The 22,908-nt window shown below is 64.7% G+C and carries 25 protein-coding genes; 16 read left to right on the top strand and 9 right to left on the bottom strand.

What is annotated here, in order from left to right; all coding sequences use genetic code 11:
• Nucleotides 1-374 precede the first annotated feature (374 nt).
• On the top strand, nucleotides 375-707 hold the full coding sequence (locus tag ACIBW7_RS22745) for a hypothetical protein (RefSeq protein WP_357467908.1): 333 nt from the start codon (nucleotides 375-377) through the stop codon (nucleotides 705-707).
• A gap of 83 nt (nucleotides 708-790) precedes the next feature.
• Here the strand turns inward: ACIBW7_RS22745 and ACIBW7_RS22740 are convergent, their stop codons facing one another.
• Nucleotides 791-1,960 carry an AI-2E family transporter gene (locus ACIBW7_RS22740; RefSeq protein ID WP_397049325.1) on the bottom strand — a complete coding sequence of 390 codons (1,170 nt, stop codon included), beginning with the start codon at nucleotides 1,958-1,960 and terminating at the stop codon, nucleotides 791-793.
• A gap of 59 nt (nucleotides 1,961-2,019) precedes the next feature.
• On the bottom strand, nucleotides 2,020-2,403 hold the full coding sequence (locus ACIBW7_RS22735; protein ID WP_397049323.1) for a MerR family transcriptional regulator: 384 nt from the start codon (nucleotides 2,401-2,403) through the stop codon (nucleotides 2,020-2,022).
• Between the two features lie 46 nt (nucleotides 2,404-2,449).
• Here ACIBW7_RS22735 and ACIBW7_RS22730 point away from each other — a divergent pair, with 46 nt between their 5' ends.
• Nucleotides 2,450-3,385 (top strand): alpha/beta hydrolase, encoded by a 936-nt coding sequence (locus tag ACIBW7_RS22730; protein WP_397049321.1) that lies wholly within the window; start codon nucleotides 2,450-2,452, stop codon nucleotides 3,383-3,385.
• A 9-nt stretch (nucleotides 3,386-3,394) separates the two neighbouring features.
• On the opposite strand, the gene ACIBW7_RS22725 is transcribed toward ACIBW7_RS22730, so the two are convergent.
• Nucleotides 3,395-4,153 (bottom strand): hypothetical protein, encoded by a 759-nt coding sequence (locus ACIBW7_RS22725; protein ID WP_397049319.1) that lies wholly within the window; start codon nucleotides 4,151-4,153, stop codon nucleotides 3,395-3,397.
• A 132-nt stretch (nucleotides 4,154-4,285) separates the two neighbouring features.
• Between ACIBW7_RS22725 and ACIBW7_RS22720 the strand changes: the two genes are divergently transcribed.
• The gene (locus ACIBW7_RS22720; RefSeq protein ID WP_397049317.1) at nucleotides 4,286-4,999 is read left to right on the top strand and encodes a DsbA family oxidoreductase; all 714 of its coding nucleotides are present in this window, start codon (nucleotides 4,286-4,288) and stop codon (nucleotides 4,997-4,999) included.
• Nucleotides 5,000-5,006: 7 nt separating this feature from the next.
• Here ACIBW7_RS22720 and ACIBW7_RS22715 read toward each other — a convergent pair whose 3' ends face one another.
• Nucleotides 5,007-5,165 (bottom strand): hypothetical protein, encoded by a 159-nt coding sequence (locus ACIBW7_RS22715; protein ID WP_397049315.1) that lies wholly within the window; start codon nucleotides 5,163-5,165, stop codon nucleotides 5,007-5,009.
• 324 nt (nucleotides 5,166-5,489) lie between these two features.
• Complete coding sequence (locus tag ACIBW7_RS22710) at nucleotides 5,490-6,410, bottom strand: LysR substrate-binding domain-containing protein (protein WP_397049313.1); 921 nt, start codon at nucleotides 6,408-6,410, stop codon at nucleotides 5,490-5,492.
• 86 nt (nucleotides 6,411-6,496) lie between these two features.
• Between ACIBW7_RS22710 and ACIBW7_RS22705 the strand changes: the two genes are divergently transcribed.
• Nucleotides 6,497-7,828 (top strand): aspartate aminotransferase family protein, encoded by a 1,332-nt coding sequence (locus ACIBW7_RS22705; protein WP_397049311.1) that lies wholly within the window; start codon nucleotides 6,497-6,499, stop codon nucleotides 7,826-7,828.
• 3 nt (nucleotides 7,829-7,831) lie between these two features.
• On the opposite strand, the gene ACIBW7_RS22700 is transcribed toward ACIBW7_RS22705, so the two are convergent.
• Entirely contained in the window at nucleotides 7,832-8,173 is a 342-nt protein-coding gene (locus ACIBW7_RS22700) for a hypothetical protein (RefSeq protein ID WP_397049309.1), read from the bottom strand.
• Nucleotides 8,174-8,351: 178 nt separating this feature from the next.
• Here ACIBW7_RS22700 and ACIBW7_RS22695 point away from each other — a divergent pair, with 178 nt between their 5' ends.
• The 6 genes from ACIBW7_RS22695 to ACIBW7_RS22670 all read left to right on the top strand — a co-directional run bounded on the left by ACIBW7_RS22695 (nucleotide 8,352) and on the right by ACIBW7_RS22670 (nucleotide 12,202).
• Nucleotides 8,352-9,062 (top strand): hypothetical protein, encoded by a 711-nt coding sequence (locus ACIBW7_RS22695; protein ID WP_397049307.1) that lies wholly within the window; start codon nucleotides 8,352-8,354, stop codon nucleotides 9,060-9,062.
• 123 nt (nucleotides 9,063-9,185) lie between these two features.
• Nucleotides 9,186-9,773 carry a TetR/AcrR family transcriptional regulator gene (locus tag ACIBW7_RS22690; RefSeq protein ID WP_397049305.1) on the top strand — a complete coding sequence of 196 codons (588 nt, stop codon included), beginning with the start codon at nucleotides 9,186-9,188 and terminating at the stop codon, nucleotides 9,771-9,773.
• A gap of 447 nt (nucleotides 9,774-10,220) precedes the next feature.
• Nucleotides 10,221-10,610 carry a hypothetical protein gene (locus ACIBW7_RS22685; RefSeq protein ID WP_397049303.1) on the top strand — a complete coding sequence of 130 codons (390 nt, stop codon included), beginning with the start codon at nucleotides 10,221-10,223 and terminating at the stop codon, nucleotides 10,608-10,610.
• The gene (locus ACIBW7_RS22680) at nucleotides 10,600-11,352 is read left to right on the top strand and encodes a hypothetical protein (protein WP_397049301.1); all 753 of its coding nucleotides are present in this window, start codon (nucleotides 10,600-10,602) and stop codon (nucleotides 11,350-11,352) included. The genes ACIBW7_RS22685 and ACIBW7_RS22680 overlap by 11 nt, the downstream gene beginning before the upstream one ends.
• Nucleotides 11,349-11,834, top strand: coding sequence for a roadblock/LC7 domain-containing protein (locus tag ACIBW7_RS22675; protein ID WP_397049299.1), 486 nt, complete (start codon nucleotides 11,349-11,351; stop codon nucleotides 11,832-11,834). Before ACIBW7_RS22680 ends, ACIBW7_RS22675 begins: the two co-directional genes overlap by 4 nt.
• The gene (locus ACIBW7_RS22670; protein ID WP_327093724.1) at nucleotides 11,831-12,202 is read left to right on the top strand and encodes a hypothetical protein; all 372 of its coding nucleotides are present in this window, start codon (nucleotides 11,831-11,833) and stop codon (nucleotides 12,200-12,202) included. The genes ACIBW7_RS22675 and ACIBW7_RS22670 overlap by 4 nt, the downstream gene beginning before the upstream one ends.
• Nucleotides 12,203-12,406: 204 nt before the next feature.
• On the opposite strand, the gene ACIBW7_RS22665 is transcribed toward ACIBW7_RS22670, so the two are convergent.
• A complete protein-coding gene (locus ACIBW7_RS22665) occupies nucleotides 12,407-13,891 on the bottom strand; it encodes a long-chain fatty acid--CoA ligase (protein ID WP_397049296.1) in 1,485 nt (494 codons plus the stop codon).
• 139 nt (nucleotides 13,892-14,030) lie between these two features.
• Here ACIBW7_RS22665 and ACIBW7_RS22660 point away from each other — a divergent pair, with 139 nt between their 5' ends.
• Nucleotides 14,031-14,681: a TetR/AcrR family transcriptional regulator gene (locus ACIBW7_RS22660; RefSeq protein ID WP_397049294.1), complete on the top strand. Its 651-nt coding sequence runs from the start codon at nucleotides 14,031-14,033 to the stop codon at nucleotides 14,679-14,681.
• A 354-nt stretch (nucleotides 14,682-15,035) separates the two neighbouring features.
• Nucleotides 15,036-15,899 (top strand): hypothetical protein, encoded by an 864-nt coding sequence (locus tag ACIBW7_RS22655; protein WP_397049292.1) that lies wholly within the window; start codon nucleotides 15,036-15,038, stop codon nucleotides 15,897-15,899.
• A 59-nt stretch (nucleotides 15,900-15,958) separates the two neighbouring features.
• Here the strand turns inward: ACIBW7_RS22655 and ACIBW7_RS22650 are convergent, their stop codons facing one another.
• Both ACIBW7_RS22650 and ACIBW7_RS22645 read right to left on the bottom strand, forming a co-directional pair.
• Nucleotides 15,959-16,399, bottom strand: coding sequence for a hypothetical protein (locus ACIBW7_RS22650; RefSeq protein WP_397049290.1), 441 nt, complete (start codon nucleotides 16,397-16,399; stop codon nucleotides 15,959-15,961).
• Nucleotides 16,400-16,583: 184 nt separating this feature from the next.
• On the bottom strand, nucleotides 16,584-17,135 hold the full coding sequence (locus tag ACIBW7_RS22645; protein ID WP_397049288.1) for a hypothetical protein: 552 nt from the start codon (nucleotides 17,133-17,135) through the stop codon (nucleotides 16,584-16,586).
• A 311-nt stretch (nucleotides 17,136-17,446) separates the two neighbouring features.
• Here ACIBW7_RS22645 and ACIBW7_RS22640 point away from each other — a divergent pair, with 311 nt between their 5' ends.
• The 4 genes from ACIBW7_RS22640 to ACIBW7_RS22625 all read left to right on the top strand — a co-directional run bounded on the left by ACIBW7_RS22640 (nucleotide 17,447) and on the right by ACIBW7_RS22625 (nucleotide 22,902).
• Complete coding sequence (locus tag ACIBW7_RS22640; protein ID WP_397049286.1) at nucleotides 17,447-18,490, top strand: DUF2235 domain-containing protein; 1,044 nt, start codon at nucleotides 17,447-17,449, stop codon at nucleotides 18,488-18,490.
• A gap of 62 nt (nucleotides 18,491-18,552) precedes the next feature.
• Entirely contained in the window at nucleotides 18,553-20,346 is a 1,794-nt protein-coding gene (locus ACIBW7_RS22635) for a hypothetical protein (protein ID WP_397049284.1), read from the top strand.
• Between the two features lie 7 nt (nucleotides 20,347-20,353).
• Nucleotides 20,354-21,601, top strand: coding sequence for a hypothetical protein (locus ACIBW7_RS22630; RefSeq protein ID WP_397049282.1), 1,248 nt, complete (start codon nucleotides 20,354-20,356; stop codon nucleotides 21,599-21,601).
• 761 nt (nucleotides 21,602-22,362) lie between these two features.
• Nucleotides 22,363-22,902 (top strand): hypothetical protein, encoded by a 540-nt coding sequence (locus ACIBW7_RS22625; protein WP_397049280.1) that lies wholly within the window; start codon nucleotides 22,363-22,365, stop codon nucleotides 22,900-22,902.
• The last annotated feature ends 6 nt before the right edge of the window (nucleotides 22,903-22,908 follow it).

The following is a 22,908-nucleotide window of genomic DNA, read 5'->3' as shown; positions in this document are numbered from 1 at the left end:
TTTCAATGCTCACGATGTGTCATCCGACGTCATCATAGCCACGTTACGCCGCAAGGCAGCGATAGCGACGATGGAAGTTTTCTGGTCGATCGCTGGAAACTGTACGGGCGGGCGGATATTACGCAAGGCGACTCCGATACCTACGACCTCGGACGCGCATACCGGTACTCAAAGCTGCTCTCGCGGAGGAGATTCCAGATATGCAAGGCCGAATTTGCTTAAATGTAAGCAATATTGATTGAGAAATATCTTCAGATAGCTTCTATGCTTAGTTGACATCCAGAAGTGGCGATCCATAGCATTGTTGTCAGCGTCACATCTGATCCGGAGCCGCTTTCCGGGACAGATAGTTTCGATCGACCAAGGGAGGGGTCATGACACTGAGGCTGACCGACTGGTTGATCACCAGCGACATCACCCCCGAAACCGCCCGCTACACCGGCAGCGGCTGGGTCCTGAGCTGGCTGCCCGGCCGACTGCTGACCCGGGAGCAGGCCATGACCGGCATGGTGCTCGACGAGACCCTGAGCGATCCGGATCCCGAAGACTACGTGCTCGCCATGGAAATCGCCGCCATCCGGGCCGCTGATCTGGGCCTCGAATTGGCTCAGGCGGTCGTGCTGCTGCACGCCCGCATCGTCGAACGAGACCGGCGGCAAGCCGGCGCCAACTGCCGCATCGCGGTACCGACCACACCGGCCGCGTAACGACAGTTGGCGCCGCGGAGGGGTCGGCGCCACCTGACGTCGCGCCGAAACAGGGTCCGGCGAGTACCTCGCCGGGCCCTGTTTCACGAGCCGGAACGCCGAAGACGCTTAGCGGAGCGCGACTTTCGCTCGGTGCGCTCGATTCGCGGATCATCCGCGACCTCGTAGCGCCGCACATACAGCCCCAGAAATGCCTGCACGGTGGCCGTCGCCGGAATCGCGAGCAGCGCACCCACCGCGCCGAGCAGTGCGCCACCGGCCAACACAGCGAGCAGTGCGACGGCCGGATTCACATCGACGGTGCGCGCGGTGATGCGCGGCTGCAGAATGTAGTCCTGGAACTGCTGATACACCACCACGAAGATGAGGATCCACAGCGCATCGATCGGCTGAATGGTGAGCGCGACCAGAATCGGCAGTATCCCGGCGATATACGTGCCGACGGTCGGGACGAACGAGGCGATCACGCCGAACCAGATGCCGAGTGCGACCGAATCGGGCAGGCCGAGCAGTGCCAGGAAAATCGCATGTGCCACCGCCGATATCACCGCGAGCACCGCGCGGCTGTAGAGGTACCCACCGGTCTTCTCGATGGCCAGATCCCATGCGCGCAAGACGGTGTCGTGGCGGCGCGGCGGCAGCAGTGAGCACACCGCGCGCCGCATTTTCGGGCCGTCCGCGGTGAGGTAGATGCTGAACAGCGCGATCATCAGGAAGCGGACCAGCCCGCCGAGGATCGTGTTCGACAGCCCCCACGCATTGTTCGCGGCCCGCTCGGCGTATCCGGTGATCACATTCGAATCCTTCAGCAGCCGTTCGCGTAACTGGTCGACCGTGAAGTCCTGATCGAAGGTCCGGTTTATCCAGCCGACGAGTTCATTGAGCAGCCGGGGCAATTCATCGATCACATTGCCGACGGTGTCGACCAGCAAAGTGCCCAGTGCCGCACTGAAGCCGACGACACAGCCGAACAGCAGGACGAAAACCAATCCAGTGGCGAGGCCGCGCGGCATACCGCGTGCGGCAAGGTGGTCGACCGCGGGCTCCATGGCCAGTGAGACGAAGAAGGCGACGAGCATGATGACGAATAAGCCGATCAGCCGATGCGCCGCCCAGCTACCGAGTTCGAACAGGCCGAGCAGGACGAATGCCAGCGCCATCGCGCGCGGCAGCCAACTCGGCATGCGATCACGCGATTCGCGATCGTCGGGTGGGCCCGCGTCGGCGGCATCCGAGGGTGGGTTGGCGGCCACCGACCCAGTGTCGCCCAACCGCCGGCGAATTCCCGGTTACGACCCACTGCGAACCCCCGCTACGGCACCGACCCGAACGCCTGCTTGAAGTCGGGGCACTCGACCAGCGGTTGGTGGGTGCAGGTGGCTGCGTGGCGGAGGCTGTCGCGCATGCGGGTGAGTCGGGCGATGTCCTCGTCCAACTGCCGAGCCTTCTCCGCCATATGGCGGCGGAGTTCGGTATCGGCTGGCGTGGCCACGAGGAATCGCGCGATCTGCGCAAGTGTGAAACCCGCTGCGCGAGCACAGGATACGAGCGCCAGGCGGTCGATCACCTCGGGCCGGTAGGTGCGCCGCAGACCATTGCGCCCGTCGGATTCGATGAGCCCGCGCTTCTCGTAGTACCGCAGCGCCGACGGCGCCAATCCGGACCGTTCGGCGACTTCCGCGATGTCGAGCACCATCACCACTCCTTGACTTGAAGCATGCTTCAAGTCAGACGATAGGCCAATGAGCGAAATTAAAGAAGAGCTGCACCCCCAAGTTCAGGCGTATCTGGACCGTCTCGCCCGCGCGGATTTCGGCTCGGTGCACACCTTTACCCCGGAGCAGGCACGCGAGGGATGGCGACGACAGATCGCCCTACTGGGTGAACCGGAACCCGTTGCCGATATCGAGAACCGCACCGTCCCGGGCATAGGCGGGCTCCGGATTTACACCCCGGATGGCGAAGGCCCATTCCCCGCATTGGTGTTCTTCCACGGCGGTGGGTTCATGCTCGGCGATCTGGACACCCATGACGGACTGTGCCGCAGTCTGGCGAACGGTGCGGAATGTGTCGTGGTCTCGGTCGACTATCCCCTGGCTCCAGAACACAAGTTTCCCGCCGCACCCGACGCGTGCTTCGGGGCGACGCAGTGGGTCGCCGAGCATGCGGCGAGCATCGGCGTCGACGCCACTCGCATTGCCGTCGGCGGCGACAGTGCGGGCGGCAATCTGGCGGCTGTCGTGGCGCGGATGGCGCGCGACAACGGCGCTCCGGCACTGACCTTCCAACTGCTGATCTATCCCGATCTCGATTTCCGCAGAACGAATTTCAGCATCACGGAGTACGCGGGCAAGTACGGAAATATCAGCCGCGATGCCCAGCAGTGGTTCATGGACAGCTACTTGAATAGTTCCGAGGAGAAGCGCGATCCGCGGGTTTCCCCGCTGCTCGCCGCCGACCTGACCGGGCTGCCTCCGGCACTCATTGTCACGGCCGAATTCGACGCCCTGCGCGACGAGGGCGAAGAGTACGGTCAGCGCCTCGCGGAGGCAGGGGTCCCGGTCACGGTCGCTCGCTATCCGGGGATGATCCACGAATTCGTCCGGCATCCTTTCGACGACAGCAAGCGCGCCCGACTCGATGCGGCGACGGCACTGCGGAAGGCATTCGCCCGGTAGCGAATTGCGTCAGTCGCGGTTCGACGGTGCTCGGGAAAGGACAATGGGCATCCGCCACGACAGGCGGACCGGATTGTCGGTCGCGCGACGCATGAGCAGCCACTGGGCGACGGCCGCCATGGTGGAGCCGAGCGAGGTCGCTACCGCGAGAAATCCCCAGTGCGTAAGACCGGCGGATGCGTAGCTGGCGGTACTGGTGCCCGGGATGGCCAGTTTGCCTCGACCGGTAGCCCAGTTCAATATCTGTCCGATTTGGCCACCCAGGTCATAGGTGCGACCGGTCATGGCCTTGAGTTCGGCACCTTTGCCATTGAGGTAGATCAAGCACAGGATCACGAAAAGTGACGCACACGCCAGCGAAATCATCGAAAGGCGGGCGAGAAGTTCGTTGCGAAGGCGGATATTCAGCACGATGGCGCAGAGCGCGGTGATGATGGCGGCGCTCGCGAGGATGGCCCACGTGCCGGTGACCGGCGGGGTTTTGGGCGCCGTCTTCGACCAGACGTTCATCGCGTTCGTGGTTATTTCGAGCCGACCGAACGCGTTGGCGGCGACCCTGCCGTCGGGTCCCTGTGCGGTGATCCAGGATTGGAACAGCATGAGCAGGGTGGCGGTACTGCCGACCACAGCCAGTATGTAGCCCCAGTAAGATTGGAGCGGTCCCAGCCGCGCCCGGAGATCGGCCAACTCCGCGGCGCGGCCTTGCGTCGGTCCCGGCGGAGCGGTCCCGCGTCGAGATGCGATGGCTCGGGAGGAGTTCTGCTCCATGAAATCAGCTTAGGTGTGCAGCAGTGACGCGACTCACCTCCAGTGGGAACGTCAGTCGGTGGTGCCCGGGAACAGATCCGGTCACCGACTCTGTTACCAGTCCCGGGGGTTCGAACGAGAGCGAGGTCGACCGTGCGGGTCGAGATCTGGACCGACATCAATTGCCCCTTCTGCTACCTGGGCAAGAAACGGTTCGAACAGGCATTGACCGACTTCCCGCACCGCTCCGACGTCGAGGTGGTGCACCGCTCGTTCGAACTGGATCCGACGCTGCCCGCCGACGAATCCGGTCCGGTGATCGCCAAGATCGCGCACAAGTACGGCATCAGCGAGGCGCAGGCGGCCGCCAATGAACACGGCATCGGCGCACAAGCCGCCGCGATCGGCCTGCCCTATCTGACCGAAGGCCGCGATTACGGCAACTCCTTCGATATGCATCGCCTGCTGCACTTCGCACTCGCCGAAGGCGAACAGGACGCCCTCCTCGACGCCCTGTACCGCGCGAATTTCGCCGAAGAACAATCCCTGTTCGCCGATAACGAGCGCCTGGTGCGACTCGCCGTCAGCGCCGGACTCGACGAATCAGCCGCACGCGCCGTCCTCGACGACCCGAATGCCTACGCCGACGCCGTCCGCGCCGACGAGCAGGAAGCCGCCCAACTCGGCGCCCGAGGCGTCCCATTCTTCGTCTTCGACCGCAAATACGGTGTCTCCGGCGCCCAACCCTCCGAAGTCTTCGCCCAAGCCCTGGACCAGGCCTGGGCCGATCGGGAACCGGTCATCCAGACCATCGGCGGAGCCGACGTCTGCGGGCCGGACGGATGCGAGCTGCCCGCGCACAATTAGCCTGCGGCTATTCGGATTCTTCAGTCGACTTCGCCGCAGGACCGAGCCGCACCACACCGGCGTCGAGATCGATCTCGACGCGCGGGCGGTGCACCTGACCATCGCTGTCCGCACTGCCCTCATCGTCCAGCTTCTGCCCGGGAAACAGTTCACCCATAACGCCCATAGTTCGACGATAGCCCGCGTAGCGAGCGACATCGCCAGGTCCGCCTCCTCAGGATTCACCGGAACGAGCGGTACTGAGGGGCGGCCGAGATCACCCTCACCCGGCTTATCGGGATTGCGCCATATTCCGAAGTAGCCCGTCTACCAGAGGAAGCGGTTCGCCAGTTCGGCTGTGCGGCATGCGCAAAATATCCGCTGTGATGACGCCACCTGAGGTGCAGGAACGGCGTTCAGCCGGTTGTCGAGCTCGGCTCGGTCCGTTGACTGCACGGGTTCCAATATGCCCAAAGGTTACGGCACGGAGGGGCCGCGACGAAAGTGGCTGTCACGCTTCGAAAGTCGTCGATAGACGCGGGTCGACCGGTAGTTCGCGAATCCGACGCAGCTCCTCGAGAACCAGATTTACGGCGGCACGTGGCGGTGCGCCGCGCCGAATGACGGCGGTGATCGTGCGGGTGACGGGATTGGCGAGTTCGCGGGTCGCGACGCGATAGCGCGGATCGACCGCCAAGCCGGGGAGCAGCGCGATCGAAAGTCCGGCTTCGACGTGCTGCAACGTCATCAGGTAGTTGCTGAACCGGCACACCACCCGCGGTTCGAATCCGGATTCGCGGCACAGCCGGGTGGCCAGATTCGCCATATACGACTTCGGCATATCGAAGGCCCACGGCTCGCCGGCGTAGGCGGCGAGGTCGGCGGGCCCGCGGGCGGCGCGCTCGGGTGGCAGGACGAGCACGATCGGATCGGTGGCCAACGGAACGATGTCCACATCCGATCCGAGCGGATGTTCGACGAAATCGGTTGTGGTGATGATGATGTCGGCGTCACCGACCCGCAGTGCGGGCATGCTCTCGTGCGGTTCCAACTCGACCAGTTCGACATCGAGATGCGGATGCGTCCGGGCGAGGCGCGTCACCGCGGGCACGCACAGCGAATGGATGGCGCTCTGGAATGCGCCGAGCCGGACCGACCCGACCGGTTCCTCGCCGAGGCTGCGCAGCTCCGCCTCGACGCTGTCCATCTGATCGAGGATGGCCCTGGCGCGACGGGCCAGCATCAACCCGGCGGGGGTGAGCCGGACCCGGCGGCCGGTGCGTTCCAGCAGCTGGGTGCGGGTTTCGGCCTCCAGCACGGCGAGCTGCTGAGACACGCTGGACGCGCTGAGGTTGGCCGCCTGCGCGACCGCGCGGACGGTGCCGAGCGAGTCGAGCCGGCTGAGCAGGCGCAGTCGCCAAGGGTTGAGCATGGGTCCATTGTTGTGCGGCTGAGCCGAACAGCACAGCCGGAAATGTGAGATGGACCCGATGCTCGGACGACCCTTACCGTCGAAATATGGCCGCTCCAACCACCGCAGCACTGTCCACCGACGACTTCTGGTCCGACGCCGATCGGCACCTCATCCGCTACGCGGGCGCAGGCGAATTCACCCGTGAAATCATCGTCCGCGCCGCAGGCAGCTTCCTGCACACCGAAAGTGGCAGGAAGATATTGGATTTCACGTCCGGTCAGATGAGTGCCATTCTCGGGCACGCACATCCGGATATCGTCGCCACGGTTCGGCGCCAGGTCGGCGAGCTCGACCATCTGTTCAGCGGCATGCTGAGCCGCCCGGTCGTCGACCTCGCCCGGCGACTGGCCGAGACGCTGCCCGAACCGCTGGAGAAGGCTCTGCTGCTGACCACCGGTGCGGAGTCGAATGAGGCCGCGATCCGAATGGCCAAGCTGGTCACCGGAAAACACGAGATCGTGTCGTTCGCACGCTCCTGGCACGGTATGACGCAGGCGGCGGCGAATGCCACCTACAGCGCGGGGCGCAAGGGCTACGGTCCCGCCGCCCCAGGGAATTTCGCTATCCCCGTGCCGAATTCGTATCGTCCCGATTTCACCACGGCCGACGGCGAACACGACTGGCGGCGGCAACTCGACTTCGCGTTCGATCTGATCGACGCTCAGTCAGTGGGCAGTCTCGCGGCCTGCCTGGTGGAGCCGATTCTCAGTTCCGGTGGCGTCGTCGAACCGCCGCCCGGCTACTTCGCCGCGCTGCGGGACAAGTGTCGCGAGCGCGGCATGCTGCTGATCCTGGACGAGGCGCAAACCGGTCTGTGCCGCACCGGATCCTGGTACGCATTCGAGCGCGAGGGCGTCGTGCCGGACATTCTGACCCTATCCAAGACGCTCGGCGCGGGACTGCCGCTCGCGGCCGTGATCACCAGTGCCGAAATCGAGCAGCGGGCACACGATCGCGGGTTCCTGTTCTTCACCACCCACGTCTCGGATCCGCTGGTCGCGGCGGTCGGCAATACCGTGTTGGATGTCCTCGTACGCGACCGTCTCGACGAGCGGGCCGCGGAACTCGGCATGTTCCTCCGGCGCGGCCTGGAGCGAATCGGCCGGCGGCACAGCGTAGTCGGCGATATCAGAGGCCGCGGCCTGCTCGTCGGGCTGGAACTCGTCCTCGACCGCGAAACCAAGCAGGGGTCGGACGAACTCGGCGCACTCGTCACGCGGCGCTGTTTGGAACTGGGCTTGCATATGAATATCGTGCAGCTCCCAGGCATGGGCGGCGTCTTCCGCATCGCCCCGCCCCTGACTGCCACCGAAGACGAACTGGCCCTCGGCCTTTCCATCCTCGATCAAGCCATCGGCGAAGTCACCAGCGGCTGAGGATCAATTGCCGTTGACGCCGGTGTTGATCCGAACCACGACCTTGTCATCGGTGACGTCCTGCACCGTCGCGCTGAACCCGTTGGTGGCTTGGGTCTGCCCGACCGGAATATCGACCTGCTGACCGGCTACCTTCAACGTGACCGTATTGCCCTTCACCGCAACGAGTTCCGCTTCGATGCCGAGCACACTGGCCTTCGCGTTCACGCCGCGCGTGAAGGTGACCGTACAACCGCTGACCTGACACTCGGACTTGTACCCGGCCCCTTCGGACGAGCACGCCGCTCCCGCGAGGGGCGTGAGCAGGGCGAACGCGAACAATGCGAGCATCCGTGGCACAGACATGCGGGCCAGTGTAGAAGCAATGACCCTCAGTGACCTGTGATGGGAGTGGTTGCTCGATCCGGGTCGCCAACCACCAGCCGTACCGAGCCCGGCGACCGGCCCACCACTTGGCCTGGTGTGGCCGATCGCCGGTATCACACGGGTCGTCTGCGCCTGGTCAGCGGCTGAGCATCTGCATGTGCCTGGCCTGCTGCCGGAGATGGTTCAGCTGCATGTCCGCCTGATTGGCCCGGTCCTCCGCCCGCGCCGCCAGATCCTCGGCCCGCTGCGCCAACTGGGTGGCCTCATCGGCCTGGCCTTGCGCACCGGCCGCCCGCTGCTGCAGCTGATTGGCCTCCCCCTGAGCTTGCTGCGCCAGACTTTCCGCCTGCTGCGCCTGGCTCTGCGCCCGATCCGCCTCACTCTGGGCCTGCTGCGCCTGATGTGTGGCCTGCTGCGCCTGATGGCGAGCCTGCTGCGACTGCTGAACCGCCTGGATCGCGCTCTGGTGCGCGATCTGCGACTGATTGTTCACCTGCCGCGCCTGCCCCTGCACCTGACGTGCCAGGGCCGCAGCCTGGCTCGCGGCCTGGCGGGCGTTCTGTGCGTCTATGCGCGCCTCATTGCAGAAGGCCTGGCACTGGATCTGCGCCATTTCCGCATCCCGCCTGGCCACATCGATCTCGTCGCCTGCGTGGATGCCTTCCATCGACCGCTTGTCAGTAGCTACATCCTGGGCTGCCATATTCGAGCTCCCTTCCAGAAAGTGTGGGTGTTGCCGGGAAGAACTCGCATACCAACGGGTCTCATCTTGGCCGAAGCCGAGGAGTACCGCAGCAACTTCGAAGCAATCAATAGCCGACGCGGGGAACGCCCGAGGCTCGACGCCGTCGATGTGGCACAGACCTGAGTGCCCGCCATCTCGGTGACCGGGCTCGGCTGGTTGAACAGCCTGTTCCAGTAGACCAATGGCATCCGATTGCTGACGTAGGTCGAATGCACTCGGCCGGTCAGGATGCTGTGGTCGCCGCCAATGAACAAAGCCGTCGAAACCCGCACAGCCCTGATAGCCGCGGCCAGTGAGTTGCTGACCAAGGGCGGTCCGGACCATGTCACGCTGCGCGCCGTCGGCGCCGCGACCGGAGTGTCGCGGACCGCGCCCTACCGCCACTTCCAGGACAAGTACGCGCTGCTCAGTGCGGTGACCGCGGAAAATCTGACCTGGTTGATCGGCCGGATGCGGCAGGCGGCCACGGATACGACGGATGCGAACATCCCGCTCTACCGCGCCTGCCTCGCCTATGTCCGCGGCGCGATGGAACGCCCCGACCACTACCGGCTCGAATTCGGCGACTATCAGATCCAGTCCCCCAGCCAGGTTCTGCTCGACGCCGCCGACGAATGCGCCGCGTACTTCTACGAACTCGTCGCCGACGCGCAGCGGGACCGGATCCTCATCCACGGCGATGTTCGCGAGATCGCCGCGCTGATCTGGTCCATGCTGCACGGCCAGGTCCATCTCACGCTCGCCGAACATCTGCACGAGCCCAGAACCGTCGAGGGTGCGACGGCCATGCCGCGACTGATCGCACTGGCCCTGCAAAGCCTCGCGCCGCACTGAGTTTCGGGCTCCCCACCCGAGCCACCCCGCCACCAACCGAGCCCGGCATCCGTACACCGGCTGCGCCCGCCCAGGCTCCGTCGTCCCGCACAGCCGGGCCGCCTGGTCGAGTGTTCGCCCAGCAGTAGCTATGCTGGACATACGCGTTTGCTGATCGAAATGCCGACTCTCCACTGCCGCAGTGATTCTCGCCGCCTCGGCACCAACAGTCGTTATTACCGAATGGCATTCGAGCGCCGGCTGCCGAAAAGCGGGGATTCCGTGCCGGATTCAGCCCGTTTTACATTTTGGATACCGAAAGGTATTGATACCGAAGGGTATTCTTATCCGCGTATCCGGCGGAAATGCGTCACCCGCCGAGAAATCTGAAGAATTCGCCTTCCATCACCCGGCCGCAGTGTGTAGCGTCTGGACCGCTGGAATCCCCGAAATGACAGGCCGGGCGCGGTGATCGGTATCGACGACTGCTTGCAACGCATCATGGACATTCCCGGTGCGCGCAGCGTGACGATGGTGGACAGTGCCAGCGGTCTGGCGATCGCCGCGGCGGGTCGGCACGACCACGTCGATCAGCACGAGGACGCCGCTACCACCACCGATGTGGTCCGCACGGTGCTCGGCTGTCCGGCGCTGGCGACCGACCGTGACGACGACCTCACCGAGATCATCGTGTGCGGCACCCGCGGCTATCACCTGTTGAATCTGGTGAACGGCGACTTCGACGGTCGCCTTTTCGTGCACGTGCTATTCGACGAGGACACCGGAAATCTGGCCATTGCGAGATTTCGACTCCGGACAATTCTCGGCGAATTGGTCGAGGACGCTCATGGTCGTTGACGTCGCGACCGAACTGCGGCGACTGGAAAAGCAAAGATGCACCGGAGTGCTGTGCGCGGGCGATGGCGCATTTCACCTCGCGGACGGCGCGATAACCGCCGCCGACTGCCTGCGCACCACCGATCTGGAACGGCTCGCGATCGCGGCCGGTGTGGCGACCGCGGCGGAATGGCAACGGGCCGCAGCCGGCGAACCGGGCCGTGTGCCGGTCCTGCCGCGACTGGAAACCCTGGCATTGCTGTCGGTCTTCGACGCCGCCTACTTTCTACTCGCCACGCCGGTGGTTCCAGAATTCCGGTCGGCGCCGCCGCACTGGCTGGCCCCGGTCTGCCACATCCCGCCGCAGGTACTGCTGCACGAATGCGCCCGGCGGGGTGATCCGGAGGCCGAACCATGGCCCGCGGAACTGGTCGACCGCGCTCCCGTCGTGCCGGTGCGCCGCATCCGGCGCAGACGCGTCGCGCTCAGCGGCGGCCAGACCGAAGTACTCGCCGCCGCCGACAGCAGGCGCAGCATCACCGGTATCGCCCGCGACCTGGGCCGCACCAGCTATGGCGCGCTGGTGGCGGTGCGCGAGCTGACCGCGGCGGGGCTGATCGAGCCGCCTGATCTGGGCACCGAGCCGCGGCAGTTTCTCCCGCGCCGGGTGCGCCGAGCACCGGTCACGCACCCGGAGAGCTGGGAGCCGGTCGATCGCGACGTGCTCATCCGCCTCCGTGCGGCGTTGGAGGAGCTTGCGTGACCGCGCGGAAGAAACTGCTCGGCGAGTTGATGGGAAGGTTGACAAAGGTGGCGATGTCCGGGCCCGAACCGAATGCGGCGGTGCTGGCGGAACTGAAGGCGCTACGCGATCGTCTGCCTCATCTCACCGGCACGCTCGTCGCCTCCAGCGACGGACTGCTCGTCGCACACGATCTGCCACCCGATATCGAGCCGACCCGAATGGCCGCGCTGGCCTCGGCCCATCTGTCGCTGTCGTATCAGCTGACCGCCACCGCGCACGGCGGCGGATTCCACGAGGTCGTGGTGCACGGCACCGGCGGGCACGCGGTGATCTACGCGGCGGGCTGGGCCTCGCTGATGGTGCTCGCCGGGCCCGAGGTGAATGTCGGCCGCCTGCACCTGGAATCGCGCCCGGTCGCCCGCAACATCGCCGATCACCTGACGGCCACCGACTCCGGAAAAGACCGGACCTGGAAAACCGATCGAAAGGAACCGATATGACGAATATGGATCTGGCGCTGAAGGACATGATGGGGATAGACGGCGCGATCGGCGCCGCCGTCGTCGACTACAGCAGCGGCATGGCCCTCGGCATGCTCGGCAGTTCCAAGGCTCTGGATCTGCAGGTCGCCGCGGCGGGCAACACCGAGGTGGTGCGCGCCAAACTGCGGACCATCGAGCAGCTCCAGATCAAGGAGGATATCGAGGATGTCCTCATCACGCTGACCGGCCAGTACCACATCATCCGCCCGATGACCGGCCGCAAGTCCAAGGGGCTCTTCCTCTATATCGCCCTGGACCGCGGCCGGGCGAACCTCGCGCTGGCTCGGCACCGCCTCAAGTCCATCGAAGAGGACCTCGAGGTGTGACCTTGCGGTGCAGCACCTTTCGCAGCCGAGCGGTGTGGACATCGACCGCACCGCCCGGCGTCGAGGTGAATCGCGTTGCGGGCTAGAGCTTTCCGCCGCCACCGATCATCCAGGGATTGAAGGTGCAATCCAGGTTGCGATCACAAAAGATCGCGATAATGCGTATATCGAATTATTTCGCGCTACACGGTCGGGCGTAAATTCTCAGATGAACTGCTTCTTCAGCTCTCTCTTGTGCACCTTATGACTCGGCCCGAGCGGAAGTTCCGTGACGAACTCGACCCGTCGTGGATACTTGTGCTTCGCCAAATGCGCACGCCCGTAGGCGATCACGTCTTCGGCGGTCACCGGCGCCGCGGGCACGACGACCGCGCAGACCTCCTCGCCATAGGTCTCATCCGGCACTCCGATGACGGCGACCGCGGCGATATCCGGATGCCGCAGTAGCGCCTCTTCGACCTCGGTCGGGTACACGTTGAACCCGCCGCGGATGATCATGTCCTTGATCCGGTCGACGATCGTCAGATAGCCCTCGGCATCCTTGACACCCAGGTCACCGGTGCGGAACCAGCCGTCGACCACCGCCGCTGCCGTGACCTCCGGCTTCCCGAGATACCCGTTGAAGACATTGTGGCCGCGGATGACCACCTCGCCGAGTTCACCGGTGGGCAGCAGCACAATCCGCTTCGTCTCGGACGGATCCGCGATCTCCACATCGACGCCCCAGACCGAATGTCCGACCGTCCCTGGTTTCACGCCGAAGTCCGGCTGGTTCACCGCCGCCGTCGGCGAGGTCTCCGACAGCCCGTAGCCTTCCAGGATCCGCGCGCCGAAGACCTCCTCGAATGCCTCCAGCACCGGTTGCGGCAGCGATGCGCCGCCGGAGATGCACAGCCGCAGTCGTGGCGGATCCGGCAGGTCACGGGCGGCGCCGATCAAGCCGACATACATGGTCGGTACGCCGTGAAAAGTGTGCACGCCCTGGGCTTTCATCAAGCGGATGGCCTCGGCGGCTTCGAAACGGGGCAGCAGCACCAGGGTGGCGCCGGCCCGCCACGTCGCATTCATCGAGACCGTCTGTCCGAATACGTGGAACAGCGGCAGCGCACCGAGCGCCACATCATCGCTGCGAACATCGTTGGCGTCGAAGGCATTCACCGTGGCGTTCAGCACCATATTCAGGTGACTGAGCTCGGCGCCCTTAGGACGACCGGTGGTCCCGCTGGTGTAGAACACCACCGCCGGATCCTCGGGTCGTCGCGTTACGAAGTTCGCAATAGCTTGTGCATCAAGGGAATTCGGCTCGACCAGTGATACCCCAGCAGCGTTGGCGGCCGCTCGGCCCACCTCCGCGAACCACGGATGACACACCAGCAGTTGGACATCGCTGTCGCGCAGCACATGTTCGGCCTCACCCGCCGTCAGCAGCAGATGCACCGGGACAACCACCGCACCCGCGGCGATGATCGCGTAGTAGGCGGCCGGAAACTCGGCGGTATTCGGACACATCAACGCCACCCGGTCGCCCGGCCGTACACCGAGTTCGATCAACGCGGCGGCCTGACTCCGCGCCCGGTGCCACAGCTCGGCGAAGGTGATCCGCTGCGCGCCTTCTATCAGCGCGATCCGGTCGGGTCGCCGTCTCGCTTGTTCGGCCAGGATGCTCGCCAGGGACAGTGTCGCGTTCATGCCGCACGCCCGGTGAATCTCGTCATCGCTCTCCAAAAACTAGCAGCGCAAGTTTCTGGGCAACCGTACGGGACGGAAACTAGCGGCGCAAGTTTTACCCTGCTGCTGCAAGAATGCGAGCACCGAGAGGAGGCGATACATGGCCCGACCCCGCCGACCGCTGCTCACCCACGAGCGCATCATCGAGACCGCATTGACCCTCGTCGATGCGAATGGGCTGGCTGCGGTTTCGACCCGCCGTCTCGCCGCCGAACTCGGCGTGCAGGGACCGTCGCTGTACAACCATGTCGGCACCAAGGACGAAATCATCGATGCGGTGGTCGATTCCGTGCTCGGCGAGGTGGATACCTCGATGTTCGGCGAGCTGTCGGCCGATAATCCGGACTGGCGATCTGCGCTGCGCCGCTGGGCCCACTCGTATCGGAGCGCGGTCGCCGCGCATCCCAATATCGTCCCGGCACTGGCGAGCGGACCCGGTCGCCGGCCCAACGCATTACGCATGGCCGATGCCGTATTCGGCGGTTTGGTCGCGGCGAATTGGCCGCGCCGGGAAGCCACGACCGTGGGCACGCTGATGCGCTACTTCCTCACCGGATCGTCGCTCGGTTCGTTCGCCGCAGGCTTCCCCGCCGACGCCGAGGTCTATGCCGAGGAGTACCCCCACCTGAACGAGGCACATCTGCTCGCCGAGCGGCAGCAGCGGATCGATCAGGACGCATTCGAGGTCGGTCTGGAATCGCTGCTGGACGGGCTCGCGGGGCGCTACCGGTTGTTGCCGCACACTCGGTAGCTCGATCCCGGTGCGCTGGTAGGCATCCCGGGGCGGCTGTCTATCGGGTCACAGCCGGTGCGGCTGCCGCAGTCGTTCCGGTGCGGCTGCCCGCGCATTTTGCCGACCGCGAAAACGCCTACAAGAGAGCAAGTTTCATCGAATTCATCCTCCCCGGCGGCACGCGTATCACGGCCGTTTCACAAGTTTCGTGTGCATGGGGTCACGTTGCCCCACAGACCGAGGAGTCCTAACGTAACTTTCTGTTAACAGACGATGTCGTCTGTACCAATTCCTATTATTCGTCCCAGGAGGACATGCCCCGCAGCGTCCGCTTCCGCGAAACCGAAAGCGGCACAGCAGGTGTGGTTAGAAATGGCACACACAACGCCTTGGCAAGAAAACAATGTTCAGCTCGGTCGCCCCGGGAACGATGACGATCTCATCGGCGAGGTGACCGCACAACGCTTCGATCTACGATCCGACTGGGGTTATCTGTGTGCCCCGGGTCTGGGTCTGGTCACCTTCCTATTGCTGTTCCAGCCCTGGATTTCGGCAACCGGGCCCAACGGCACCGTCACCTCCAACGCCTTCGGCCGGATCGACGGATTCACCACCGGCTCATTCCAATCCGTGGTGAGCATCAGCAGCACCTGGGCCGTCCTCACCACCCTGGCCGTCGCCGGTGCGGTCGTCGCGACCGTGATGTATTTCCGGGTCCGCAGTCGGCTGCTTTCCTATCTGGTGCTGGGCTGCAGCATTGCCGCCGCACTTTTCGTACTCGCCGCCTTGTCCTACCTCAATGGCAAAGCGCCGGAGTTGCGCGAAATCACCGAATCCGCAAACCAGACCGGACTTTTCAGCTGGCTCTTCGGCAATAATTCGGCGACCGACCTCGGAGGTGAGCACCGAATCGCCAATGCCGGTCTCGATTTCGCCGCCACGCTCGGCGCCGTCACCGCATGCGGTGCCGCACTGGCCGCCGGCGCCATGAGCCTGCGCAAGCAAGGCTTCACAGTTCGACTGATCTCGGCCCCCCAGCCGAATGTCACTGCGGCGGAAAACACGCCGGAGCAGTCCGCCCAGAAGGCATCGGACACCAACCTATTCCTCTGGGAACAGCTGGCTTTCGACGATGACCTGGCCGTTTACGACCCCCAGGTCCGCCGCCGGATGGTTCGTCGCACCAGGACGGCCGATCGCCGCCCGCCCGCGCGCGAAACGGCACTGACCAGGTAACACGCGCAACGAAAGACCCGCATATCGGCACCGATATGCGGGTCTTTGCCGAAGCTGGATCAGGGAACGACGATTTCGGTATCGGGTACGGGGAGATCGGGTCGATCCGTTGTGAGGGAAAGGGCGACTCGGCCCGGACCGGTCGGCAGCTCGAACTGCTGTGACCGCAAATCGAATGTGCCGTTACCGGTGAGCACGCTCGAATAGGTGCCGGTCGCGCCACTGTCGAGATTGCGCCAATTCACCGAGACGCCCACCGTGCAGGGTTGGCCGAATGTCGGCGTCCAGAGATCGAAGGTCATCTGACCGCCGAGGACTCCGCTGCGGTTGTAGATATCCCATACGTAACTGTTCACCCCGCCGATGCAGATACTGCCGAGAGTCCGCAGCGTGCCGAAGTTCGCCGAGGCCGCGGCGGCCTGACCGGCCGCGCCGAAACTCACCCCGACGAGTGTGGCGACGGCCGCCACACCGCCGATAACCATCCTCCTGATACGCATTCCCTTCCTTCCTTGTCCATTGCCCCCGATCAGCCTCGCGCTGATCAGCACCAGCATGACCGCGTAGGTATGCCGATGACATCGGTAGCAGCAGGGCCTACGCCGGCAGGCAAACGAGGGCCGGGCGGCCGATAGGCGCCCGGCCCGCTTGCATTGTCTTCGATCAACTCCGATGTGTGACCTATCACGGGAACGGCGAGAAGAAGCCGATCGCCGCACCGATGGCTGCGCCGATCGCGCATCCGAAGATGGCGCCGACCAGGAAGAACCAGATACCGATCGCAACGCCGACCAAGCAACCGATGGTTGCGCCGACAGCGATCGAAATGGGTCCCCAGGCCTGGTGCACGCCGGGCATATTCTGGGAGTTGACGGCCTCAGTTGTCGGTCCGCCGACCGGCGTGAGGGTCAATTGCGTGCTGGTGCTGTCCAGCGACGGTGTCACCGCGAGGCTCTGTCCGGCTTCGGTACGCAGTGTCGTCGGGATGCTGCCGACTACCGCACCATTGTCCGCGAGGACCGTGACGGCATCGGGGGTGACGACGAATCTGCCGGAGGCCAGGCTCACCAGAGCGCTGGTGTGATCGGCTGCGAGAGTCGTTGTGTAGGCGATCGGGCCATCCGCAGCGTTGAGGCTGACATCGGTCAGCATCCCCTCACCGTGCGCGGTGGCAGTGGCTATGCCGGTCGCCGCGACAGCCATAAAGGCGGTCGCTATCAATTTCTTGACGAACATTGGACTTCCAATCTTTCCGATTTCCATTGACGTTCCCCGACAAACGGCACCGGATAGCTATAATGATGCTCCGCTCATTTGATTGAGTCGACAACTTCTTTGCGGAATAAAAGTCGGTTTTATCCCCCTAGGGATAAGAAATCGGATTCCGATTCGAATAACACCGAGTGGTCGATTCCATTTCTCCGCCGAGCGCGTCGTCGAACTACGCACAGCGCCACCGGACGGCGGAAAATCTATCGCCGATCGGCGCGAAACTCAGGTACCCCACTACTCGATACTTCGCGGCTCGCCGGGCCCACACTCATTTCGTGTCCACCGGTAAGAACATCGTCATCTGTCTCGACGGAACAGGCAATCAGGTCCGCGCCAGCGGTAGCACCAATGTGGTCCGCCTGTTCGAGATGCTGGACCTGAGCGATGCCACGAAACAGATCGCCTACTACAACCCGGGTGTCGGGACCTTCAGCTCTCAGGGCGCATGGACGCCACCGGCCCGGTGGTTCTCGCGAGTGCTGGGACTGGCGGTCGGCAGCGGGCTGCGTTCGAATCTCGCCCAGGCCTACTCCTATTTGATAGAGCACTGGCAGCCGGGCGACCGGGTATTCGTATTCGGATTCAGCCGCGGCGCGTATACCGCGCGAGCGCTGGCTGGATTACTGCATGAGCCGGGCCTGCTGCGTCCGGGCAGTGAGAATCTCGTCCAGTACGTCGTCAGCGCCTACACCCGCAAGACCACGAACTGGCCGGAACTCCGCCGATACGCGCGCACCTTCTGCTCGAAGTCCGCGGACGGCGACTTCTCGATTCCCATCGAATTCCTAGGCGTATGGGACACCGTCAAGGCGGCCGGGCTGCTGCGCTGGGAACTGAAATGGCCCTTCACCAGGCAGGTGCCCAATGTGGCGAAGGCACACCACGCGGTTTCGATCGATGAGAAGCGCCGGCCGTACGAGGAATATCTGGTCACCCCGAAGGGGAACCGGCCGGTGCTCACCGAGGCCTGGTTCGCCGGTGTCCACTCCGACGTCGGCGGGACTTTCGAGGACGATCCGAAGCTGGCCGAAATCGCGCTCAAGTGGATCACCGACGGTGCGTTCGAGGCCGGATTGCTGCTGCGCGCCGGGGCGTACCTGGACACCTGCACGATAAGCCCCGCGCATGCGAACGGCAGCGTGCACCGGATGGGCTGGATCTGGGCCCTGCTCACCTACCGCCGACGAAAGGTTCCGGCGGGTGCTCGGGTGCACGCGAGCGTGCGGTCACGGTGCGAGAGCGACACCACGTATGGAAAACGAATCCCCAGGGATGTCATGTGGGAAGACGAGCAATGGACGAAACTGCGAATTCAGTAGAGTACGCGAGCGGAATCTGTCCACCGGCCCGGCGCAGACTGCGTACCTTCGCATTCGACCCGATGTCGACGCGGCTGTCCGGCCAGTTCCTCACACTGGATATCCCGTTCGAACGCATCCGGGGACCGGGCCCCGACGGCGCACTCGTGCAGGTGGTCGACTTCGACGCCAGCCGCAATGCCTGGTACGAGCCGGTCGACCTCGACGATCCATTTATCTTGGCACAGGACGGAATTCGACCGACCGAAACCGATCCCCGGGCGCACCAACAGATCGTCTACGCGGTCGCGATGAGCGTCATCGAGCGGTTCGAACGGTTCATGGGACGTCGATTCCGGTGGCACCGCGACCAGATCCTGCGTCTGGTCCCGCACGCCTTCGAAGGGCAGAACGCCTATTTCGATCCGCGGCGCCGCGCATTACTGTTCGGCTACTACCAAGCAGATGCCGAGAATCCGGGCGCGAATCTCCCCGGCCAGGTCATCTTCACCTGTCTGTCGAGCGACATCATCGCGCACGAGGTGACACACGCGATCGTGCATCGAATTCGGCGGCTGTACAACGAATCCACGAACCGGGATGTCTTCGCCTGGCACGAGGCCGTCGCCGACTTGATCGCGCTGTTCCAGCATTTCTCCCACCGAGACGTAGTGCTCGACGCGATCGCGACCACGTCGGGAGAACTCGAGAAGAGCGCGGGGCTGCTGGACCTGGCAAGGGAGTTCGGTGAGTCCACCGGACGCGGCGCGGCATTGCGTTCGGCGCTCGAGGACCGCAGCCGCACACCCGAACGATTTCGCGCGGCACAGGAGCCGCACGAACGCGGTGCGTGTTTCGTTGCGGCGGTATTCGACGCCTACTTGGACGCCTATCAGAGCGCGATCGCGGATCTGCTGCGGATCGCCAGTGGCGGCACCGGAGTGCTGCCGCCGGGTCGCCTGCACCCGGACCTGGTATCTCGGATCGCCGACGAGGCGGTCAAAACCGCGGACCGGATGCTCGGGATGGTTGTGCGGAGTTTCGACTATCTCCCGGTATCGGACGTCACATTCGGCGATGTCGTCCGGGCGATCGTCACCGCGGATCGCGGACTTTATCCGGAGGATCGGCAACACCTGCGCAGCACCCTCGTGGAGGCGCTGCGGCGGCGCGGCATCTGGCCGATAAGCGTCACCTCGCTTACCGATGAAGCGCTGGTCTGGCAACGGCCGGACAATCCGATGAACCTCGGCGACGGCGATCACCCGGTGGATTTGTCCCGGGTCATCCTGTCCGCATCGAAGGATCTCGACCCGATCGGCATTCCGGGCGAATTGCGTACCCCCGCCGTACCCGACGGCAACGGCACCTCCGGCCGGGACAATTCTTCGACTCGACATTCCGTTTTCGAGCAGGTCGCCCAAGAGCTCATCGGATGGGCCAACGCGAACGCCGCCCGCATCGGACTGGATCCGAACTTCAAAATCAGCTGCGAAGGAATCCACGTCTCGTACCGAATGGCGGGCGATCGGTTGCCGCGTCCCGAATTGGCCATCCAGCTGCTGCAGCGTCGCACGGATCTCGAGGATGCGGGCCAAGGAAAGCAACAACCGGTGATCCGCGCCGGCACCGCGCTCGTCGTCAGCGCCGACGGGAGCGTGGACTATGTGATCGCCAAGCCGCTGCCGTTCAGCGACGAGTCGGCGGCGGCTGACGACAGTGCCATCGCGTTCCACCGGGCGGGTAAACGGCGGCTGGCCGCGATGCGGGAATGGTTCGACCAACTGGAAGCCGACGACGCGCTGAGCGCATGGACTGCCGAGCACGCGATCCACCGCCTCGACTTCGCGGCGATCCACGCGCTAACAGCTGAGTAGGTACGAAATGTCAACACCGACAACGATTGCCGTCCGGATGTACAACGTCGGATTCGGCGACGCCTTCACCGTCACGGTGCGGCGCAAGAACGAGACCTGGCGCATGTTGGTCGACTGCGGCGTGCACAGCCAAGGCCGGGCGCGCCCGATCCGCGACTCCGTGCAGGCCATCATCGCCGACCTCACCGAGGCCGATCCGCACCACCGACCGCATCTGGACATCGTGGTCGCCACCCATCACCACGCCGATCACATCACCGGATTCGCCTGCCGGGAATGGGAACAGGTGACCGTGGACGAGGTGTGGGTGCCATTCGTCGAGGACCTCGACGACGAGGACGCGCGACGGATCCGCAGCGGGCAGGTCGATGCCGCGAACGGTCTGCTCGCGCTGATCGAGCGGCGCGGCAACGGGCGTCGCATGTCGGCGACCGTCGAACAGGCACAGGCATTCGCGGTGAACTCGCAGGGCAATGCCGCCGCGACCGATCGACTCCTCGGCCGCAATTTCAGCGGATTCGCCGCACCCCACCGGGTGCGGTACCTGCCGAGCAAGGACGAAACCGAGAATACGATCGCCGTGGATCGCGTCGGGCTCGTCGCACATATCCTCGGGCCGCCGCGCGATGCCCGATTCCTGAAGCGCATGGATCCGCCCGCGAAGCAATCGTGGCCCTTGGTACGCGCGGGCGCGTCCGCGGAGAGCGACGGCAGGCCGACGCCGCTGTTCAACCGGCGCCATATCGCGCGGAATCCGCTGCCGGACCGCCTGCTTCAGGCGAAGGCGGATCTGGACCTGGACGAACTCGTCGACGATGACGATCGACTGCTGCGCGCCGCCTCGATTCTCGAGAACGCGGTCAACAACACCAGCGTCTTCTTCGTGCTGGATATCGCCGGAACCCGGTTGCTATTTCCGGGAGACGCGCAGCAGGGTGCATGGGAGCACGTCCTGTCCGATCCGCGCAATGTCGATCTCGTTTCCCGCCTGGCCTTCTACAAGGTCGGACATCACGGTTCGCACAATGCCACACCCCGGCGTTTCGTCGAAAAAGATTGGCAGACAGAAGGTTACGCGATGATTCCGTTCGGACTCGTGAAGCGCTGGGCGAAGACCATTCCGAAGAAATCACTGGTCGATTCGCTGGTGAGTCACGATCACACCGTCATCCGAGCCGACACGGCTCCCGATGTCGTCCCCGGCAAGATTGCCGTGAACGGTGACCTGTGGTCCGAGGTAACGCTCACCGCCTGATCGTCATCCCTGGTAACTGATCGCGTCCTCGAGATCGTGGAACGGGTGATGCGACCAGCGATCAGCCAGCACGAGGTGAGGGCGGCGCCGACTCCGCTCACGACCAACGTGGTTCGGTGGCCGACCAGCTTGCCTGCGGTACCGCCGAGGAGAGCTCCCAGCGGCGCCATGCCCCACACCGTGGGCGGATCGTGGGACTATCGCGCCGCAGCGTCGCAGGCGTCAACCGCCGCGCAGCCGGCGTTCCTTCGACATCCAGCGGTTGGCTCGCCAGGCTTGTACGACTTCGGGATCAGCGTTCAGCGGTGGTGGCGGGGACTCACGGGGAAAGAGCCAGTTGTTGTCCGGCGGCGGTGGTCGGAGTCGGTGCGGTCGATGTAAGGGCTTCGGTCGGGGGCGTCGTCCCCGTTGCGCACACCGCCTGGACATAACCACAGATTTGCGGTGACACACGGTATTAACAGTTCTCCCCGATCCTGCCGTGTCGGCCGCTTAAGCTGTCTGCGCCGCAACGTGCGACAAGTGCTCGAGGTCGACAAACCAAGAGGTAGACGTCCAGGAGGTGCGGAATGCCGGAAGCCGGTCGTAGGCGTGGATCGCGTCCGATGCTAATTGCTAGCATGTTGCCACTTGCGATAGTACTCGGAACCGGAGCAGCGAACGCATCCCCGGATGACACCGCGCAGGCACCTGCCATCCCATCGACGACAGCGGACTGGCTATCCCTGACGCAGCATGCGCAGGGGCAAGGTCCTTTACCGTTGCCAACCCTGTTCGCTCTACTCGGCCAGTCGCCGGTCGGCATCGCACCACCGGTCGACACGCGCCGCGGCGATCGAGCTGTCACCCCAGCGAATCCGCTCGTCGCCGACAGTTGGAACCGAGTCGAGACGGTGGACGCGCCGGACGCGCCGCCGGCCGTGGATCAGCAGCCGATCCAGGCGTTCTGCGAACGCGTCCCCGTCGATCCCGGCAGATGCACCGTCACCGCCGTCGACGCGGGCGTCGGCGCGGCCATCGGTGCGGGCATCGCCGCGGGCGTGTCCGCACCCGTCGCGATAGCCGCCGGAATGGTCGGCGCGGCCGCCGGGTTCGTCGCCGGTATCCCGTTCCTGCCGACCGGCTTGGTTGTCGGCCCGCTCCTCGGCGCGGCCGTCGGCGTCGCCGTCGTAGCCGGACCTGCCGCCCTGCTCGGCGGGGCGCTCGGGGCGTCGCTCGGGGCGATAGTCGGCATCACCACGCCTCTCCCGCAGGACGGCCGAACCGATGGATCCGGCGCGCCCACCACCTCACCGAGATAAACGCGG

Origin of the sequence: Nocardia sp. NPDC049526 (assembly GCF_044465765.1) — a bacterium.
GTDB lineage: Bacteria > Actinomycetota > Actinomycetes > Mycobacteriales > Mycobacteriaceae > Nocardia.
Note: the sequence above shows the minus strand (reverse complement) of the source record. Positions and strands in the feature narration are given on the sequence as shown.

Coding starts and splice junctions, on each gene's coding strand:
- ACIBW7_RS22745 (WP_357467908.1), top strand. CDS start 375: ATGACACTGAGGCTGACCGACTGGTTGATCACCAGCGACATCACCCCC.
- ACIBW7_RS22735 (WP_397049323.1), bottom strand. CDS start 2,403: ATGGTGCTCGACATCGCGGAAGTCGCCGAACGGTCCGGATTGGCGCCG.
- ACIBW7_RS22730 (WP_397049321.1), top strand. CDS start 2,450: ATGAGCGAAATTAAAGAAGAGCTGCACCCCCAAGTTCAGGCGTATCTG.
- ACIBW7_RS22725 (WP_397049319.1), bottom strand. CDS start 4,153: ATGGAGCAGAACTCCTCCCGAGCCATCGCATCTCGACGCGGGACCGCT.
- ACIBW7_RS22715 (WP_397049315.1), bottom strand. CDS start 5,165: ATGGGCGTTATGGGTGAACTGTTTCCCGGGCAGAAGCTGGACGATGAG.
- ACIBW7_RS22710 (WP_397049313.1), bottom strand. CDS start 6,410: ATGCTCAACCCTTGGCGACTGCGCCTGCTCAGCCGGCTCGACTCGCTC.
- ACIBW7_RS22705 (WP_397049311.1), top strand. CDS start 6,497: ATGGCCGCTCCAACCACCGCAGCACTGTCCACCGACGACTTCTGGTCC.
- ACIBW7_RS22700 (WP_397049309.1), bottom strand. CDS start 8,173: ATGTCTGTGCCACGGATGCTCGCATTGTTCGCGTTCGCCCTGCTCACG.
- ACIBW7_RS22690 (WP_397049305.1), top strand. CDS start 9,186: ATGAACAAAGCCGTCGAAACCCGCACAGCCCTGATAGCCGCGGCCAGT.
- ACIBW7_RS22680 (WP_397049301.1), top strand. CDS start 10,600: ATGGTCGTTGACGTCGCGACCGAACTGCGGCGACTGGAAAAGCAAAGA.
- ACIBW7_RS22670 (WP_327093724.1), top strand. CDS start 11,831: ATGACGAATATGGATCTGGCGCTGAAGGACATGATGGGGATAGACGGC.
- ACIBW7_RS22665 (WP_397049296.1), bottom strand. CDS start 13,891: ATGAACGCGACACTGTCCCTGGCGAGCATCCTGGCCGAACAAGCGAGA.
- ACIBW7_RS22660 (WP_397049294.1), top strand. CDS start 14,031: ATGGCCCGACCCCGCCGACCGCTGCTCACCCACGAGCGCATCATCGAG.
- ACIBW7_RS22655 (WP_397049292.1), top strand. CDS start 15,036: ATGGCACACACAACGCCTTGGCAAGAAAACAATGTTCAGCTCGGTCGC.
- ACIBW7_RS22650 (WP_397049290.1), bottom strand. CDS start 16,399: ATGCGTATCAGGAGGATGGTTATCGGCGGTGTGGCGGCCGTCGCCACA.
- ACIBW7_RS22645 (WP_397049288.1), bottom strand. CDS start 17,135: ATGTTCGTCAAGAAATTGATAGCGACCGCCTTTATGGCTGTCGCGGCG.
- ACIBW7_RS22635 (WP_397049284.1), top strand. CDS start 18,553: ATGTCGACGCGGCTGTCCGGCCAGTTCCTCACACTGGATATCCCGTTC.
- ACIBW7_RS22630 (WP_397049282.1), top strand. CDS start 20,354: ATGTCAACACCGACAACGATTGCCGTCCGGATGTACAACGTCGGATTC.